Annotated in this window: 17 protein-coding genes, 1 other RNA gene and 1 pseudogene; 12 read left to right on the top strand and 7 right to left on the bottom strand. The window is 48.8% G+C overall.

Going from position 1 to position 17,658, the window contains the following annotated elements; translation table 11 throughout:
• The first annotated feature begins 6 nt into the window (after window positions 1-6).
• From AR688_RS09140 to tilS, 9 genes are all read left to right on the top strand, one after another.
• The gene (locus AR688_RS09140; RefSeq protein WP_068232364.1) at window positions 7-525 is read left to right on the top strand and encodes an OmpH family outer membrane protein; all 519 of its coding nucleotides are present in this window, start codon (window positions 7-9) and stop codon (window positions 523-525) included.
• Entirely contained in the window at window positions 525-1,577 is a 1,053-nt protein-coding gene (gene lpxD / locus AR688_RS09135) for a UDP-3-O-(3-hydroxymyristoyl)glucosamine N-acyltransferase (RefSeq protein ID WP_068232360.1), read from the top strand. Before AR688_RS09140 ends, lpxD begins: the two co-directional genes overlap by 1 nt.
• Window positions 1,578-1,591: 14 nt before the next feature.
• Complete coding sequence (gene fabZ / locus AR688_RS09130; protein ID WP_068232357.1) at window positions 1,592-2,044, top strand: 3-hydroxyacyl-ACP dehydratase FabZ; 453 nt, start codon at window positions 1,592-1,594, stop codon at window positions 2,042-2,044.
• The gene (lpxA, locus tag AR688_RS09125) at window positions 2,025-2,816 is read left to right on the top strand and encodes an acyl-ACP--UDP-N-acetylglucosamine O-acyltransferase (protein ID WP_197412188.1); all 792 of its coding nucleotides are present in this window, start codon (window positions 2,025-2,027) and stop codon (window positions 2,814-2,816) included. The genes fabZ and lpxA overlap by 20 nt, the downstream gene beginning before the upstream one ends.
• Complete coding sequence (gene lpxB / locus AR688_RS09120) at window positions 2,816-3,961, top strand: lipid-A-disaccharide synthase (protein ID WP_068232350.1); 1,146 nt, start codon at window positions 2,816-2,818, stop codon at window positions 3,959-3,961. The genes lpxA and lpxB overlap by 1 nt, the downstream gene beginning before the upstream one ends.
• A complete protein-coding gene (gene rnhB / locus AR688_RS09115) occupies window positions 3,961-4,557 on the top strand; it encodes a ribonuclease HII (protein WP_068232347.1) in 597 nt (198 codons plus the stop codon). Before lpxB ends, rnhB begins: the two co-directional genes overlap by 1 nt.
• On the top strand, window positions 4,554-8,024 hold the full coding sequence (gene dnaE / locus AR688_RS09110; RefSeq protein ID WP_068232344.1) for a DNA polymerase III subunit alpha: 3,471 nt from the start codon (window positions 4,554-4,556) through the stop codon (window positions 8,022-8,024). Before rnhB ends, dnaE begins: the two co-directional genes overlap by 4 nt.
• A gap of 17 nt (window positions 8,025-8,041) precedes the next feature.
• Window positions 8,042-8,998 (top strand): acetyl-CoA carboxylase carboxyl transferase subunit alpha, encoded by a 957-nt coding sequence (accA, locus tag AR688_RS09105; protein ID WP_068232341.1) that lies wholly within the window; start codon window positions 8,042-8,044, stop codon window positions 8,996-8,998.
• A 90-nt stretch (window positions 8,999-9,088) separates the two neighbouring features.
• Window positions 9,089-10,405 (top strand): tRNA lysidine(34) synthetase TilS, encoded by a 1,317-nt coding sequence (gene tilS / locus AR688_RS09100; protein ID WP_068232338.1) that lies wholly within the window; start codon window positions 9,089-9,091, stop codon window positions 10,403-10,405.
• A gap of 16 nt (window positions 10,406-10,421) precedes the next feature.
• Here tilS and AR688_RS09095 read toward each other — a convergent pair whose 3' ends face one another.
• On the bottom strand, window positions 10,422-11,324 hold the full coding sequence (locus AR688_RS09095; RefSeq protein WP_068232335.1) for a GGDEF domain-containing protein: 903 nt from the start codon (window positions 11,322-11,324) through the stop codon (window positions 10,422-10,424).
• A gap of 131 nt (window positions 11,325-11,455) precedes the next feature.
• The gene (locus AR688_RS09090; RefSeq protein WP_068234068.1) at window positions 11,456-12,604 is read right to left on the bottom strand and encodes a patatin-like phospholipase family protein; all 1,149 of its coding nucleotides are present in this window, start codon (window positions 12,602-12,604) and stop codon (window positions 11,456-11,458) included.
• A 66-nt stretch (window positions 12,605-12,670) separates the two neighbouring features.
• On the opposite strand from AR688_RS09090, the gene AR688_RS09085 reads away from it, so the two are divergent.
• A complete protein-coding gene (locus AR688_RS09085) occupies window positions 12,671-13,573 on the top strand; it encodes a DUF3014 domain-containing protein (RefSeq protein ID WP_197412186.1) in 903 nt (300 codons plus the stop codon).
• Window positions 13,574-13,661: 88 nt separating this feature from the next.
• An RNA gene (ffs, locus tag AR688_RS09080) (signal recognition particle sRNA small type) lies at window positions 13,662-13,758 on the top strand.
• 29 nt (window positions 13,759-13,787) lie between these two features.
• On the opposite strand, the pseudogene AR688_RS20605 reads toward ffs, so the two are convergent.
• Together AR688_RS20605 and AR688_RS09075 are read right to left on the bottom strand one after the other, a co-directional pair.
• Window positions 13,788-13,913, bottom strand: a pseudogene (locus tag AR688_RS20605) (DUF2496 domain-containing protein); the annotation flags it as partial.
• Complete coding sequence (locus AR688_RS09075) at window positions 13,910-14,170, bottom strand: late competence development ComFB family protein (RefSeq protein ID WP_068232331.1); 261 nt, start codon at window positions 14,168-14,170, stop codon at window positions 13,910-13,912. The gene AR688_RS09075 and the pseudogene AR688_RS20605, both read right to left, overlap by 4 nt.
• A 127-nt stretch (window positions 14,171-14,297) precedes the next feature.
• Between AR688_RS09075 and AR688_RS09070 the strand changes: the two genes are divergently transcribed.
• Complete coding sequence (locus AR688_RS09070) at window positions 14,298-15,395, top strand: tryptophan 2,3-dioxygenase family protein (protein ID WP_068232328.1); 1,098 nt, start codon at window positions 14,298-14,300, stop codon at window positions 15,393-15,395.
• Here AR688_RS09070 and AR688_RS09065 read toward each other — a convergent pair.
• From AR688_RS09065 to AR688_RS09055, 3 genes are read right to left on the bottom strand one after another with little or no spacing between them, the layout of a single operon-like run.
• The gene (locus AR688_RS09065) at window positions 15,366-16,322 is read right to left on the bottom strand and encodes a histone deacetylase family protein (protein ID WP_231732026.1); all 957 of its coding nucleotides are present in this window, start codon (window positions 16,320-16,322) and stop codon (window positions 15,366-15,368) included. The genes AR688_RS09070 and AR688_RS09065 overlap by 30 nt on opposite strands.
• Before the next feature lie 4 nt (window positions 16,323-16,326).
• The gene (priC, locus tag AR688_RS09060) at window positions 16,327-16,863 is read right to left on the bottom strand and encodes a primosomal replication protein PriC (RefSeq protein ID WP_068232325.1); all 537 of its coding nucleotides are present in this window, start codon (window positions 16,861-16,863) and stop codon (window positions 16,327-16,329) included.
• Entirely contained in the window at window positions 16,864-17,646 is a 783-nt protein-coding gene (locus AR688_RS09055; protein ID WP_068232322.1) for a sulfite exporter TauE/SafE family protein, read from the bottom strand.
• Window positions 17,647-17,658: the final 12 nt, after the last annotated feature.

Here is a 17,658-nt window from a genome sequence, read left to right as displayed (position 1 = left end):
TATAAGATGTTTAACCGTAAAATTGTAAAATCTGCCGTGTTACTGCTTGCTGGTTTGGTACTGGCAGGTAATGTTGCAGCAAAAGAAATGAAAATTGCTTTTGTTGATGTACAGGCTGTAGCTGCACAAATTCCTCAGTCAGCTGCTATGCAGGAAACGATTAAAAATGAGTTTTCCCAGCGTATTGAAACGGTAGGGAAGCTGGAAAAAGACATTAACTTCAATATTGAAAAGCTGCGCCGCGATGGTCCAACCATGAGCGAAAAGCAGCAAGACGAGTTGAAAACTGCGTTAACCAGCCAGCGTCAACAGTACGAGCAATTAGCCCGCCCACTGGATGAAGAAATCCGCAACCGTCAGGCTGAAGAGCGCAATAAAGTACTGGCGCTGATTAAAGCGGCTATAGATGTGGTAGCAGAGCGCGAAAAGTTTGATATGGTGCTGAATTCCGGCGCAGCAGTGTATGCCAAGCCAGAATACGACATCTCTGAAGCTGTTATTGCTCAGGCAAGTAAAGCAAAATAATGGCAGGTTATACCTTAACTGAACTGGCTGAGCAGGTAGATGCTCAGCTAATTGGCGATGCTGCTTGCAGCATCGTTTCAATTGCAACGCTGGAAAATGCTGGCAGCGGCCAGATTAGCTTCCTGTCTAACAGCAAATACCGCAAATTCTTAACCGAAACGTCTGCCTCTGCTGTGCTTATCACTGCAGATGATGCTCCTTTTCTTGCACCAGGCGTAAATGCTCTGGTAGTAAAAGACCCTTATGTTGCTTTTGCCCGTGTTGCCCAATTACTGGATTCAACACCCGCCGCTGCAAAGGGTGTTCACCCGACAGCAGTAATCGATGCCAGTGTGACTTTAGGGGCCGGGGTATCTGTTGGTGCTAATGCCATTATTACCGCCGGAGCTGTTGTTGGTAATGGTGCACAAATTGGTGCAGGCTGTTTTATCGGTGAACAAGCAGTTATTGGTGAAGGTAGCCGGCTTTGGGCTAACGTTACTGTTTATCATCGGGTCAATATCGGCAAACGTTGTATAGTGCATAGTGGTGCTGTAATTGGCGCAGATGGTTTTGGTTTTGCTAACGAACGTGGTAATTGGGTTAAGATACCGCAAACTGGTACGGTTACCATTGGCGACGATTGTGAAATAGGCGCAAATACCACTATCGACCGCGGTGCGATTGAAGATACCGTTATCGGCAACAACGTAATTATAGATAACCAGTGCCAGATTGCACACAATGTCCGCATTGGCGATCATACGGCAATCGCCGGTTGTACCGTAGTTGCCGGTAGCACCAAAATTGGCCGCTATTGCATTATTGGTGGGGCGGCAGTGCTTAACGGGCATATTGAGATATGTGACGGTGCCCATATTTCCGGTATGGCAATGGTAATGAAGCCTATCATTGAGAAAGGCGTATATACTTCAGGTATTCCGGCAACAACGAATGCTGAATGGCGGAAAAACACCGTCAAGCTGCGGCAAATAGATCAACTTTATCAGCGGGTAAAGCAACTGGAACACCAGCTTGCGAATGTGCAAAAAGCACAGGATGCTGACCACTAGACAGAGGAATAGCTTTGGCTAACCAACTTAATTGCCTGCAAATTCAGGAAATTATGGCATTACTGCCACATCGTTACCCGTTTTTACTTATTGATCGTGTACTGGATTTTACGCCGGGCGAAAGCCTGACGGCGCTTAAAAACGTCACTATTAATGAACCTATTTTTACCGGGCATTTTCCGGGAATGCCTATTTTTCCTGGTGTGTTGATCCTCGAGGCGCTGGCTCAGGCCACCGGTATTCTGGGTTTTAAAACCGTTACCGAGCGCTCAGAGAATGAACTTTATCTGTTTGCTGCAATTGACGACGCGCGTTTTAAAAAGCCGGTACTGCCGGGTGATACCATGATACTGGAAGTAAAGTTTTTAAAAGAACGCCGCAACATGTGGAAGTTTTACGGCGAAGCTAAAGTTGAAGGCCAGATTGTCTGCTCGGCTGAGCTGATGTGTGCCAGAAGAGAGTTATAACGTGATCCATCCAACTGCTGTAATTGAAGCCAGCGCTAAGCTTGGTAATAACGTTAAAGTGGGCCCGTTTTGTTATGTTGGCCATAACGTTGTGCTGGGAGATGACTGTGTACTCGAATCGCATGTGGCGATTAAAGGCACCAGTACTATTGGTAAAGGTAATCACTTTTTTCAGTTTGCCAGTATTGGTGAAGCTTGTCAGGACAAAAAATATAAAGGTGAAGCCACAGAGCTGATTGTTGGCGATTATAACGTATTTCGCGAAGGTTGCTCTGTACACCGCGGTACGGTGCAGGACCAGGGGAAAACCATTATTGGTAACCATAACCTGTTTATGAATACCACGCATATTGCCCACGACTGCGTCATTGGTAACCATACTATTTTTGCCAGCGGTGCTCAGGCCGCCGGCCATGTGCATGTAGGCGACTGGGCTATTTTAGGCGGTATGACCGGCGTGCATCAGTTTGTGCACATTGGTGCGCACAGTTTCTGCGGCGGTGGCTCGATTGTATTAAAAGATGTACCGCCATACCTAATGGTGCATGGCGCACCTTGCGTGCCTGGCGGTATTAATACTGAAGGTTTAAAGCGGCGTGGCTACAGCAGCGAAGCATTGCTGGAAATACGCCGGGCATACAAAGAAGTGTACCGCAAAGGCCAGACAGTAGCAGAGGCTCTGGCAGCACTGCAGGATAAAGCCGCAGAAGTGCCGGAGTTGAAACTCTTTACCGACTTTATCGCTAACGCCAGCAGAGGCATAGTGCGCTGATGGCGATTGCTGACAGAGCATTAAAAATAGCCATTATCGCCGGAGAACACTCCGGCGATATTTTAGGTGCTGATCTGATCGTTGCACTTAAAGCTATGCACCCGAATGCGGTGTTTTACGGCATTGGCGGGCCGCGTATGCAGGCGCTGGGTTTTAACGCCCTGTTTGATATGGAAGAACTGGCGGTAATGGGCATTGTTGAGGTGCTCGGACGTTTACCACGTTTACTGCAGGTTAAACGCGAAATTCTTACTGCTTTGCTGGCTGATAAACCCGATGTGTTTGTTGGTATCGATGCGCCGGATTTTAATTTGCCGGTAGAGCTAAAGCTGAAACAGGCTGGTATTAAAACTGTGCATTACGTTAGCCCGTCGGTTTGGGCCTGGCGGCATAAACGAATTTTTAAAATTGCTGCCGCCACCAATATGGTGTTATCGCTGCTGCCATTTGAAAAAGCTTTTTACGATAAATATCAGGTGCCCTGTACTTTTGTTGGCCACACTATGGCCGATACGATGCCGTTGGACGTGGATAAGGCCGCAGCAAAAGCCGAATTGGGCCTACAGCCGGATAAGCTGGTACTGGCGATTATGCCTGGCAGCCGTACCAACGAAATTAAACTGCTGGCGGGTGATTTTCTGCAGGCCGCAGTACTGCTACAACAACAGTTCCCCGATATACAGTTCGTTACCAATATGGTGACGTCGGCAAAGGCCGCACAGTTTAATGCGATTAAACAGCAGATAGCGCCAGAGCTGGAAATCACCGAATTTACCGGCCAGGCTCGTCAGGTATTGTTAGCGTCTGATGCAACTTTTATTACCTCAGGTACCGCCACACTTGAAGCCATGTTAGCCAAGTGCCTGATGGTGGTGTCGTACCGGGCTAACTGGCTTACTTATCAAATTGGCAAACGGCTGGTAAAACTGGCGCATTTTAGTTTGCCAAATTTGCTGGCTGGGCATGGCATGGTTACGGAATTATTGCAGCATCAGGTGACGCCGCAAGCTCTGGTAAATGCGATGGTACCTTTGCTAAGTTCAGAGCGGGCTACCTTATTGCAGCAGTACCGGGTTATTCATCAAAGCATTAAATGTAATGCCAGTACCAAAGCGGCAGAAGCAATTTTACAGGTAAGCAAATAATGTTGTACCAACGACCTGACGTACAGCTGATTTGCGGTGTGGATGAAGTTGGCCGCGGCCCGCTAATTGGCGCTGTGGTAACGGCAGCAGTTATCCTAGACCCGAATAAACCCATTGCCGGGCTTACTGATTCAAAAAAATTGTCTGAAAAGCGTCGCAGGGAACTGGCTGAGCTCATCAAGCAAAATGCTCTGTGCTGGGCGCTTGGCCGGGCAGAGCCTGCTGAAATTGATCAGCTGAATATTCTGCACGCTACTATGCTGGCAATGCGCCGTGCGGTGGCTGCGCTGAGTATTAAACCAGAATGGGTGCTGGTAGATGGCAACCGCACCACAGATTTTGGCTTGCCCGCTACGGCTATCGTTAAAGGCGATTTGCTGGTGCCGGAAATCAGTGCAGCTTCTATTTTGGCCAAAGTGGCACGTGATACCGAAATGCATGCTTTACATCAGGCTTACCCGGATTATGGCTTTGCTGCCCACAAAGGCTATCCCACAGCAGCTCATCTGGCCGCAATAGGCGTGCATGGTGTGTTAAGTGAGCACCGTCGCAGCTTTAAGCCGGTGCGGCAGATGCTGGAGCAACAGGGGGTATGAGTTCTCCTGCTTTTATCCATCTGCGCGTGCACAGCGATTTTTCAATGATCGACGGTGTCGCCAAAGTTAAGCCTATCGTTAAAGCGGCACAAAAACTGGCAATGCCTGCGCTGGCATTAACTGATCAAATGAATTTTTGCGGCCTGGTGCGGTTTTACAGTACAGCCCATGAAGCCGGTATTAAACCTATCATCGGCGTTGATTGCTGGGTTCAGCATCCTTTATTTGGTGGCGAGAGCAGCCGTATGCTACTGCTGGCGGCAGATAATACCGGTTATCAGAACCTTAGCCAGCTTATTTCCAAAGCCTACCTGCGTGGCCATGTTGATGGCAAACCGCAAATAGAACATGACTGGCTGGGCGAATTTGCCCAAGGCGTGATTATTTTATCCGGCGCTAAAGATGGCCTGGTTGGTAAAGCGCTGTTAAAAGAAAACGGCCAAAGCCTGACCCAGTTACTGCAGTTTTATCAGCAATATTTTCCGCAGCGCTTTTATCTGGAAATCACCCGTACCGGGCGGCCGGATGAAGAGCTGTATATTCAAAAAGCAGTAACCCTGGCTGAGCAACACGATTTACCGCTGGTTGCTACCAATGAAGTGGTGTTTTTACAACCGGAAGACTTTCCGGCCCACGAGATCCGGGTTGCTATTCACGATGGCTTTACGCTGGACGACAAGCGCCGGCCTAAATTGTATTCTGAACAGCAATACCTTAAATCTGAACAGGAAATGCAACAGCTGTTTGCCGATTTGCCAGAAGCACTGCAAAACTCCGTTGAGATAGCCAAACGTTGTAATGTCACTATCCGGCTGGGGGAATATTTTCTGCCGGCGTTCCCTACCGGGGGCATGACAGATGCTGATTTTCTGGTAATGAAATCGCGCGAAGGCCTGGAAGAGCGTTTACTGCAACTGTTTCCCGATACCAGTGAGCGGGCACAAAAACGTGTCGAGTATGATGAGCGGTTGCAAATAGAGCTGGACGTTATTAACCAGATGGGTTTTCCCGGTTACTTCCTGGTGGTAATGGAGTTTATCCAGTGGAGTAAAGATAATGATATTCCGGTAGGACCGGGGCGGGGCTCTGGTGCTGGTTCATTAGTGGCTTATGCGCTTAAAATTACTGATTTAGATCCGCTGGAATTTGATCTGCTGTTCGAGCGTTTTTTAAATCCCGAGCGGGTCTCGATGCCAGATTTTGACGTCGATTTCTGCATGGACAGGCGCGACGAAGTTATCGACCACGTAGCCGATATGTATGGCCGTGAAGCGGTATCGCAAATTATTACCTTCGGTACCATGGCAGCCAAAGCAGTAATACGCGACGTTGGCCGGGTGCTGGGCCACCCGTACGGCTTTGTTGACCGCATATCCAAGCTTATTCCGCCCACGCCTGGCATGACGCTGGAACAGGCGTTTAAAGAAGAGCCGCGTCTGCCAGAGCTGTACGCTCAGGATCAGGAAGTAAAAGATCTGATTGATATGGCGCGCCAGCTTGAAGGTGTAACCCGTAACGCCGGTAAACACGCTGGCGGTGTGGTAATAGCACCAACCAAAATTACCGATTTCTCCCCGCTGTACTGCGACGATGAAGGTAACAACCCGGTTACCCAGTTTGATAAAAACGACGTTGAATATGCCGGTTTGGTAAAATTCGACTTCTTAGGCCTGCGCACCCTGACCATTTTGCAGTGGGCAGTGAATATGGCCAACACGCGGCTGAAAAAAGAAGGCCGCGACAGCATCGATATCAACAGCATTCCGCTGGTAGACAAAAGAAGCTTCGACTTACTGCAAAAAGCCGATACCACGGCAGTATTCCAGCTCGAATCGCGCGGCATGAAAGACTTGATCCGCCGCCTGCAACCAGACTGCTTTGAAGATATGATAGCTCTGGTAGCATTGTTCCGGCCCGGGCCGTTGCAGTCGGGCATGGTAGATAACTTTATCGACCGTAAGCGTGGCCGTGAAGCTATCTCTTATCCGGATGCGACCTGGCAGCATGATTCATTAAAACCAATTCTTGAGCCGACATACGGCATTATCCTCTATCAGGAACAGGTAATGCAGATAGCCCAGGTGCTGTCGGGATACTCGCTTGGCGGTGCCGACTTATTACGCCGGGCTATGGGTAAGAAAAAGCCCGAAGAGATGGCCAAACAACGCGATACTTTCCAGGAAGGCGCGGCAAAAAATGGCATTGACCCGGACCTGGCGATTAAGATTTTCGATCTGGTAGAAAAATTTGCCGGCTATGGCTTTAATAAATCACACTCAGCCGCCTATGCACTGGTGTCATACCAAACGCTATGGATGAAGGCGCATTATCCGGCCGAGTTTATGGCTGCGGTAATGTCGGCCGATATGGACAACACCGACAAAATTGTGACGCTGGTGGATGAATGCGAGCGCATGAAGCTGAAGCTTATTCCGCCCGATGTTAACGCCGGGGTGTATAAGTTTACTGTTAATGAGCAAGGACATATTGTTTACGGTATTGGTGCTATTAAAGGTGTAGGCGAAGGACCGATAGAAGCTATTCTTGAAGCGCGGAATAAACACGGTAGCTTTAGCGACTTATTTGATTTTTGCGCCAAAGTCGATTTAAAAAAGCTAAACCGGCGCGTGATAGAGAAACTGATTTTATCCGGCGCTATGGACCGTTTAGGCCCGCACCGCGCTGCGCTGTCGGCCACGCTGGAAGAAGCCATGAAAGCTGCCGAGCAGCACGCTAAAGCGCAGGCTGTAGGGCAGGATGATTTATTCGGTTTGTTAAGCCCTGAACCAGAGCACGCTGCGGCAGCATTTAAACAGGTAGAGCCCTGGGCAGATGAAGTCTGGTTGGAAGGCGAGCGTGAAACTTTAGGCTTATATTTAACCGGCCACCCGATAAACCGTTATCTGGAAGAAATTCCGCGTTATATTAATTGCCGGTTAGTGGAACTGCAGCCAACGAAGAAAGATCAAAGTACCACTGTTGCCGGCCTGGTGGTATCAGTGCGGGTGATGATTAATAAAAAAGGCCGGCGCTGGGCTATTGTCACACTGGATGATAAGTCTGCGCGGCTTGATGTACGATTTTTCCCGGATTTACTGGAAAACTTCGAACAACAGCTACAAAAAGACCGGATCCTGGTAATAACGGGACAGGTCAGCTTTGATGATTTTAACGGTGGCCTTACAATGACCGGCCGCGATGTCAGCGAGATTACTCAGGTAAGGGAAAAATCTCTGAGATCGTTGAATATCACTGTACAATCGGCACAAATAGACCACAATTACCTGCAAAGATTGCAGCAGGTACTGGGTGAATTTAAAGCAGGTACGGTGCCGGTTAAACTCCGCTATCAGCGCCAGGAAGGCGAGGTGATGTTACAGCTAGGGACACAATGGTGGGTAACGCCAGCCGATGCTTTGTTGCACCAGTTAAAGCAATTGGCAACAATAGAACTGGAATTTAATTAATTAGGTAGTGACAGTCGATGATGCTGAATTATTTAGAGTTTGAGCAACCTATTGCTGAACTTGAAGCAAAAATAGACGAATTACGTAACGTCAGCCGCAGTGGCGACTACGATTTGGGTTTAGAAGAAGAGATCAACAAACTAAAAGAAAAAAGCCAGGGGCTGACGAAAAAGATCTTTTCTGAGTTGGGTGCATGGCAGGTCGCGCAGCTGGCGCGTCATCCGCTTAGGCCTTACACGCTGGATTATATTCAGCATGTGTTTACCGACTTTGATGATTTAGCCGGTGATCGTACCTTTGCCAACGATCAGGCTATTATTGGCGGTACTGCGCGCCTGGGCGATATACCGGTGATGATTATAGGCCATCAAAAAGGCCGTGATACACGCGAGAAAATTAAGCGTAACTTTGGTATGCCACGCCCGGAGGGTTATCGTAAAGCGCTGCGTTTAATGGAAATGGCTGAGCGTTTTAACCTGCCTATTGTTACTTTTATCGATACACCGGGTGCTTACCCGGGTATTGGTGCCGAAGAGCGTGGCCAATCTGAAGCTATCGCCCGCAACTTAAAAGTAATGGCGGGCCTGAAAGTACCGGTGATCTGCACCGTGATCGGTGAAGGCGGCTCCGGTGGCGCTTTGGCGATTGGTGTGGGCGATAAAGTGAATATGCTGCAGTACAGCACTTACTCGGTTATTTCGCCGGAAGGCTGTGCCTCAATTTTGTGGAAAAGTGCGGAAAAGGCGCCACTGGCTGCTGAAGCCATGGGCATTACCGCTGAGCGGATTAAAGAGCTGAAACTGATTGACGAAGTATTGCCTGAACCCCTGGGTGGCGCACATCGAGCACCGGAGCAGATGGCGCAAACGTTAAAACAGGCTTTACTGCGTGATTTACAAAAATTGCAGAAAATGAGCAGCAAAGAGCTACTGGACGTACGCTACAAGCGTCTGATGTCTTATGGTTACTGCTAAACAGTAATTGCTACCGATAAGCCAGTGCCTCTGCACTGGCTTTTTATTTTGTGTTAGCCTTAGCGCCTTGATAACCCGGTAAAACACCCGATGCCCGAACTAACCCCTGAGCTGAGCCCTCGCTATTTATTGCAGACGTTAGCGCTGCAAGCTGACAGCCATGTTGTGCTGGCGTTAAGTGGCGGGCTGGATTCGATGGTGTTGCTCGACTTATTGGCTAAGGCTCAGTTGTTACAACCATTTTTATTACAGGCTGTGTATGTTAATCATGGCATTAGTGCTTATGCAGCGCAGTGGGGCGACTTCTGTGCCGGGCAGTGCAGTGAGCGGGGTATAGCATTTACGCAGCGTAGCGTGGCGCTAAGCGGCCATGACAACCTTGAATTAAAAGCCCGCAAGGCCCGCTATCAGGCACTGGCAGAATTTATCCGCTCAGATAAGCATCTGCTGCTGACGGCACATCATGGTGATGATCAATTGGAAAGCTTGCTGTTAGCCTTAAAGCGTGGCTCGGGTGCCGCAGGGCTAAGTGGTATTGCCGCGCAGCGCAGTTTTGCCCCTGGGATGCTACGTCGGCCTTTATTGCCTTTCAGCCGTGTCGAACTTGCTGCTTATGCTGCACAGCAGCAGTTGAACTGGGTAAATGATGACAGTAACGACGATACCCGGTTTGAACGTAACTTTATCCGCCAGCATATTACACCTGCACTGCTAGAGCGCTGGCCACAGTTTATTGCTACCACGCGGCGCAGTATGCAACATCTGGCCGATTTACAACAACTGGCTGATTATTACACCGAACAGGCGCAAGAAAGTTGTGTGCGTAATAATACCTTGCTGCTGGCAGAGCTGACAAAACTGCTACCGCTACAACAGGATTTAGTGATCCGCCGCTGGCTAAGTAGTTATGGCTTAAATCCGTCAACTCAGTGGCTTACTACGTTAAAGCAGCAGGTTATTGCTGCCCGTAATGATGCAACGCCGGTGTTGGTGTGTGCTGACTATCAGCTGCGCCGCTATGCAAACAGGCTGTACTTGTTGACTGATGCACAGGTAACGGTACCAGTGCAAAGCTTCAGCTGGCAAGGCGAAACAAAACTGCAACTGCCTTGTGGCAACAGTTTGTATTTCTCTGCCCAGTCACAGCCACAGGCTGATGCTTTGCCGCTGGCAGCGACGTCAGCACAAATTGTATTTGGCCAGTTAAGCTTGCGGTTTAAACCAGCAGGCAGTGCAATGAGTAAGCCATTAAAACAGTGGTTTAAGTTGTGGCAGGTGCCGCCGTGGCAGCGATTGCAGGTACCGCTACTGTTGGTTGATGGTGAGTTGGTTGCCGTGGCGGGTTTTGCTAGCAGCACTTTGCCTGAGCAGGCAAAGTGCTGGTTAAGCTGGCAGCAACATAGTTAATTTAAGCCAGGCTTATTCAGGCTACCCTTACCGTGCTTTTACCGGCCTCTTTGGCAGAATAGAGTGCAGCGTCGGCAGCAGCAAATAATTGTTTACTGCTTTGCTCCGGAGCTTTTAGCAAGGCTAAACCAGCGCTGGCACTTACCTCATATTGCTTACACAAATGATGCTGATTGATTGCCCGCAGTAACCTTCGGGCAACTAGCTCAGCGCAGTCTGCGTCCTGAGCAGATAAAATTACGGCAAACTCATCTCCACCAAAGCGGAATAAACTATCCGTTACGCGCAATGTATCCCGCAGACAATCGGCAACCGCCAGCAATACGTCATCTCCAGCGCTGTGGCCTGCAATATCATTAACCTGTTTAAAGTTGTCTAAATCCAGTAACAGTAAGGCGCAGCGTTCGTCATGGCGTTTCGCCAGTTGTATGGCTTTATCAAAACTATCGTCAAAAAAACGGCGGTTGCCAAGACCCGTTAAGGTGTCTTTCAGTGCCATTTGCTGCAACCGGCAGACAACCAGTGCATTGCGCAGAGCAAACAGCCATTCACTTTCGAGCAGTAACAGTTCGCGTTGAATCATCGGGGTAAAAGCATGCTCGCTCTGGTAAATCAGCTCGGCCAGGCATTGTTGGTTTAGCACCAACACACTGCGATGCTCAGTATCAGCCGGTCTTGAACCGATGGCTTCAAACTCACCCACTGCAGTTTTTAATTTCAGGGCCGCCACCGGCAAAACTTTGCCTACTGCCATAGAAATAATATTCAGCTGCTGCTGAATATCCAGTGTGGTTTGCAACTGGCTGATCAGGCTTTGTTCAGCGCATTCCGCCAGCTCTGGCCAGTGCTGCAGTTTGGTCATAGCTGTATAGCTGGGGGCGTTACTTAGCGCGACCTCGTGTACTAACAGGTATTCCATTGGCGTATCCGTTATTGCTTTTTTCTAATAAAGCAAATAACAGGCCAGAAATATTATAGTAATAATTATCAGTATGATAGCAAAGTTGGTAAGCCGGGCCACAGTTTGAATGCCAAGGCTTTGACAGCTAGTTAGCGCTTATCATCGGCCAGAAACTGCAAAATAGTGTCCATTTGGGCTGTTGCATCTTCATAGCCCAACTCAATTAACCGGCGGGTATAACGCTGTTCAAACAGTAAATAGCTGGCCAGGCTGGAATCTGAGTGCTGGCGAATACCGGTCATTCTCAGGATGGTACGGACTGCCATAGGCAGAGATAAAAAATGTTCACTGGCAATCTGGCCAAAGTTCTGGCTCGGGTTGATAAACAGGCTTTGCACCGGCTTAAGATCCGTTTTTATACCGTGCTGCTGCATGGTCTGAATAGTGTTATTAACCCGCTGCATACGTTCAAGATCCGAGTTTAAACTGTCAGTAAACACAGTATCAAGCAAATGCCCGGCAATGGTAGCCAGCCCCGGATGATGCATCATCCGCTGGTTGTGTTCATTTTTACGCGGATCGGCCACGCCGATAATCAGTATTTTATCTGCGCCCAGATGAATAGGGGCACTAAGCGGCGCGAGCTGATTTACCGAACCATCGCCAAAATACTGCTGATGAATACGCACCGAAGGAAATACCAGCGGAATAGCCGCAGATGCCATCAGATGATGCACACCAAGCAAGGTGCGCTGGCCACAACGCTTAGCCCGGCGCCATTCCTGTGCCTGATCAGATTGGAAAAACGTGATTGAGTCGCCGTTGTTGTAGCATGAAGCCGTAACTGACACACTGGACAGATAACCGCCCATAATATTGCGGTCAATCCGTTTTAGATCCAGCACTTTGAGCAGCATTTGCCGCAGTGGTTTATTGTCAAACAAGCTGACCGCGGTTTTATTGGCATAGTCGGCCTGAAATGCGCTGAAAATACCGCGTAGTATCTGCCGGAATACGCGTGGATAGTCAGAGTAATACACCTGATCGGTATGAAAGTTACGCCAAATCCACTCCAGCTTTTTCACGCCAAGATGAAAACAGGATGCATAGCAAGCCATGGCGGCACCATTAATTGCCCCGGCTGATGTGCCACTGATAATCTGAAAAGGCAATTTACTGCTACGGGGGAATTGTTGTGCTATCGCTTTTAGCACCCCGACCTGATAAGCCGCACGGGCGCCGCCGCCGGTTAATAACAATGCCGTCTTTTTTTCGGCTTTTACATCGTGTTCAGACATAACAGAAGTTGAACTTTTTCCAGACAACAGGCTCATTGCTTAGTATATTGCTGGAATCGTTAAAGAATGCAACGCTTAATCGCGTTACACCATCAGAATGCTACCGAGGTTGTTATGGCAGAACAAAAACCGAACAATAATCAGCAGTTATATTACGCAGGCATCGCCGCTATCGTCATAGTGGTACTGCTGGCCTTATGGTTGTTGCTGGCTAAAGATGAAGAGCAGGAACCGGCTATTAATTTATTACCGCCTGTTACCACTGAACCTGTCGCACCGCAGTCTGAAGCAGAACCAGAGCAGGATACAGCAGAACCTGACACTACCACGCCATTGCAAGAGCAGCTAACTGAACCCGAAGTTAGTGCGCCTGTGTCAGAGCCTGAACCTGTGTTGCCTACCCTGGATGAATCAGATGTTGAGGTAAAGCAGCGCTTACTGGCATTAAACTGGCGCTCCGGCCTGGCGGGCCTTTTCGTTACCGAAGAGATGCTGCGTAATTTTGTTGTGCAAACCGACAATACTGCGCAAGGGCAGTTAGCAGCCGGCCATTCGCTGTTACAACCGCTAGAGCAAAAATTTGCTTTGGCTGAAGGTGACGCCATGCAACTGGATGAAAGCAGTTTTGCCCGTTACCGGCCATACATTGAATTGATTGAAAGCGTGCCTGCCGAGCAGATACTGGCCTTATTTAACCGGTACGAGCCGTTATTGCAGCAAGCCTATGCTGAGCTGGGTTACCCGGATGAGTTATTTAAAAATAAACTGATAGCGGCTATTGATGTGATGCTGGCGACACCGGAGGTAAGTTACCCGTTGGCCCTGGAGCGGCCTTCTGTGGTGTATGTGTTTGCCGATCCGGCGATAGAGCAACTGCCTGCAGCGCAAAAGCAAATGATCCGTTTGGGGCCGGACAACCAGCAACGCTTTAAAGCGGTATTGCAGCGCTACAAACAATTGCTGCAGTAGCCAATTTTGCCAAAAGCAGGCTTGCAACAACGCCTGCTTTTGCGCATAATGCGCGCCTGTTGAGGATTCAGCAGTTCAATGGTAGCCCCATTGGTCCTCTCGCAATACTAGTAAGCGAACCTGGTCAGGTCCGGAAGGAAGCAGCCACAGTTTATGACGTATGTGCCGGGATGTGGCTGGTGGGGTTGCCACCCAAATCCCGCTTCTGTTCAAAATCTTTTTTCACTATCTCTAATGCCAGAAGTGCAGTATTGGCATCTATCTGATGTTGCTCCAGCAGCAGAATTAAATCTACCGCCAGTTGCACATGCACCGGTGCCTGAGCCAGCTCAGTACTCACGCATTATTGTCCAGAAACTGCCGGGCCCTGGCAACGGCCTCTTTTACTTTCATCCGCATTTCAAAACGCTCGCTTTGTGGCAGATAAAACGCCATGTCGACTTCGTATCTAATATAGCGGGGCGGCAGCAGGTTTAACGAAATACAGCATAAATCGGCCAGATACTCAGCATCTTTCTGCTGGTCGAGCCCTAACTCAACAATATGATCCAGTGTCAGTTTTTCATAATAATTATGGATATCGTCGTCCAGTTTCATACTTGCCTCAATCTTGTTTACAGTCAGCTCAAAGCATAATCAGCTTTACGGTAAAAGACCACTGAAAGATTGAGTTAGCTCACTTCGCTGCTACAATGCGCGGTAGAATCATGACAGAAGAACTGCAATGCAAAAAAATACCACTCCCTGCTACTACGGCGACTACCTGCAACTGGACAAAATACTGACAGCACAGGCACCGGAAAGTGCCAAATACGCCAATGAAGCCCATGATGAAACGCTGTTTATTATTGTGCATCAGGTATATGAGCTGTGGTTTAAGCAAATTTTACATGAGCTTAAAGCTGTAATGGATGTGTTTGCCGGTGAAGAAGTTAAAGATGAGCAGCTTACCGGCATAGTGCATAAGTTAAAGCGGGTAATCACCATTCAGCAGTTGCTTAACCAGCAGATTGGTGTCATTGAAACTATGACGCCGCAGGATTTTATGTCGTTTCGTGATTACCTGGTACCGGCATCCGGTTTCCAGAGTATCCAGTTTAAAATGCTGGAAATTGGCCTGGGCCTGAAAAGCGATTTTCGTATCGATTTTGATAAAAACTCGTTTTACAGCCGGTTAAATGAAAAAGATCGTACTTTCCTGCAGCAGCTTGAACACGATCCCAGCCTGTTTGAGCGCATAGAAAAGTGGCTGGAGCGTATGCCGTTTCTTGAGCTGGAAAACTTCAGTTTCTGGCAAATGTATCAGCAGGCAACAGACACGATGCTGGCAGAAGATAAAGCAACTGTGCAGTCAATTGCACAAATTGCCGAACACGAGCGCGAATTGCAACTGGCTGAAATTGCCCGCACTGCGGAAAAATTTGCCGCCTTGCTGGATAAAGACAAGTATCTGCAATTACAGCAATCCGGTACCTTCCGTTTAAGTCAACGCGCTATGTTATCGGCATTATTTATCAGCCTGTATCAGGAAGAGCCGGTTTTTAACCTGCCATTTCAGTTGCTGACCTGCTTAACCGAAATAGATGAACTGCTGACAATATGGCGCTACAAACATGCCATGATGGTACAGCGCATGTTAGGTACCAAAATTGGCACCGGCGGCTCGTCCGGGCATGATTATTTGAAGCGTACAACAGAGAAAAACCGAATCTTTACTGACTTGTTTAATATGGCAACTTTCCTGCTGCCTAAAACCGACCTGCCAGTGTTACCACCTCAGGTAAAACGGCGTTTAGGTTTTTATTTTGCCGGCGAAGTCTGAGCCATGTAGCGTAAAAGCGGCTTTAAACAGCTGCAGGTGTAGCTGTACCAGCGTATCTATATTGCGCTGGTAACCACCGCCGATAACGGCGGCAACAGGTATACCCTGGTCCACACAGCTTTGCAGCACCAATAAATCACGTTGATATAAAGCCCTGGTAGAAATATTTAATAGCCCCAGCTCATCCTGTTGATGAATATCCACACCGGCGTCAAAAATCACCAAATCTGGCCGGTGCCAGTTAAGCAAGGTTTGCAGGCTTTGCTGCACGGCTTCTAAATAGTCGGTGTCAGAGCAATCTTTAGCCAGCCCTATATCCCAATCGGAATGCTGTTTACGGGCAGGGAAGTTTTTTTCACAATGCACAGAGCAACTGATAATACGCGGCTCGTCGGCTAGCATCAGGGCACTGCCGTCACCCTGATGCACATCCAGATCCAGCAGCAGAATTTTATCCAGCCCCTGTGTTAGCATGGCCTTAGCGGCGACCACCAGATCGTTAAATAAACAAAATCCTGAGCCTTCGGCATAAAAAGCATGGTGATAGCCACCGCTTAAATGCAGCGCTATACCACTGTTAAGGGCTGCCTGAGCCGTTTGCAACGTGCCGCCTAATGAATATAACGAACGCTGAAAAAGCTGTTCTGACCATGGGAAACCAATACGGCGCATGGCTTTGGCATCAATAGTGCCATCAGCCAGACTTTGAATATAGGTGCGACAATGTACCTCGGCCAGTTGTTCTACAGTGACAGGGACTGATCGGGTAAAGGCGCTCTCGCGCAGCCCTATATCCAACAGGCGCTGATACAAGGTGCGGTATTTTGTAATGGGATAACGGTGCCTGTCAGGCAGGTTAAGTTCACTGTAACAAGGGTGATACAGCATGGCAGGTAGCGCACTTAGCATTGGTTTAGCGATTACCATCAGTTCAGTTCCGCCGTTCCAAGTCCTGAATTTGCCGTTCAATATCGGATAACGCTTTGCGACAGCGGCCTAAACGGGCATGTAAAGCCAGTGTACGCTGTATGGCTTCGGCTGAGTTTTCCCGGTTGGCCAGGCTAATCATATCCTGCAAGCGGCGCTCAAACTCCTGGGTATCGCTAAGTTGCTGGTATAACTGCTGGCTGCTGGCGCTTATTTGTTGCACCACCGCTTTTAATTTGCCTTTACTGGTGGGCTTGCGCCGGGTATCAACATTGCGAAAAGCTCTGGTTAGCGCTGAGGTTTGCTCGCTTAACCGTTGTACCAGGCGTTGCTTCGCCATGCTGCTAAGGTTGCTGTCCTGTAAATGACGCAAGTTACGCTGTGCTTCGCCAACGTAGTCTGTCAGGTGCGGCGAGCGGCAACTGAACAGGGCACTGTCAAACCAGTTTTGTGGCTTGCCTGCCACCTGTTGCAGATCAATCTGCTCTGCCTGTTGCCACAGTTGTTGCAACTGGTGGCTTAAGGTGGCCAGTAAGTCCATTTAATTACCCCAGGCCTGCCAGGCCAGGCGCAAAGCAATAGTAATAACCACGCAAATAAATACCGGGCGGATAAAGCGGCTGCCAAATTTAATGGCTGAATGCGCACCCAGCCAGGCGCCAAGCATTAAACACAGACCCATAGCGATGCCAAGGGTAAAATTGACATGGCCCAAAGCAATAAAAGCCACCAGAGAAAAACCATTGCTGACAAAATTCATCGTGCGTGCTACGCCGCAAGTCAGCAGCAGGTTGATTTTGTACAGCGCCATAGTAGACACCATCCAGAATGCCCCTGCGCCAGGGCCGGCAATACCGTCATAAAAACCCAGAGTCATGCCCTGAGCCCGTTGTTGCCAGAATAACTTAGCGTTTTGCGGCGGCAGCTTTAAAGCATCATCAGGTTGCATACGGTTAAACAGGGTATAAATAGCCGCCAGCAAAATAAGCAGTGGCAGTATTTTTTCCAGCGCTTCTTTGCTAATCATGTCTACAACCAGCGTGCCCAATACCGCACCAATAGCGGTGTAGAGTAAACTGCGCTGCCAATACAACGGATTAAACAGCTTTTTACGGTAATAGGTAAGTGATGCAGTAAAAGAGCCAAATGTTGAAGCCAGCTTATTGGTACCCAGTACCACATGTGGCGGCAGGCCTGCGGTAAGCAGTGCCGGTACAGTCAGTAAGCCGCCACCGCCGGCAATAGCGTCAATAAAACCGGCACTGAATGCAACAGCGCAGAGAATCAACAATACAGAAGGTTCTAAAGCTAATTCAGCGAACAAGGCAGGTTCCTG

Source organism: Rheinheimera sp. EpRS3, from assembly GCF_001513785.1.
Lineage (GTDB): Bacteria > Pseudomonadota > Gammaproteobacteria > Enterobacterales > Alteromonadaceae > Alishewanella.
This window is presented reverse-complemented; position numbering and strand designations above follow the sequence as displayed.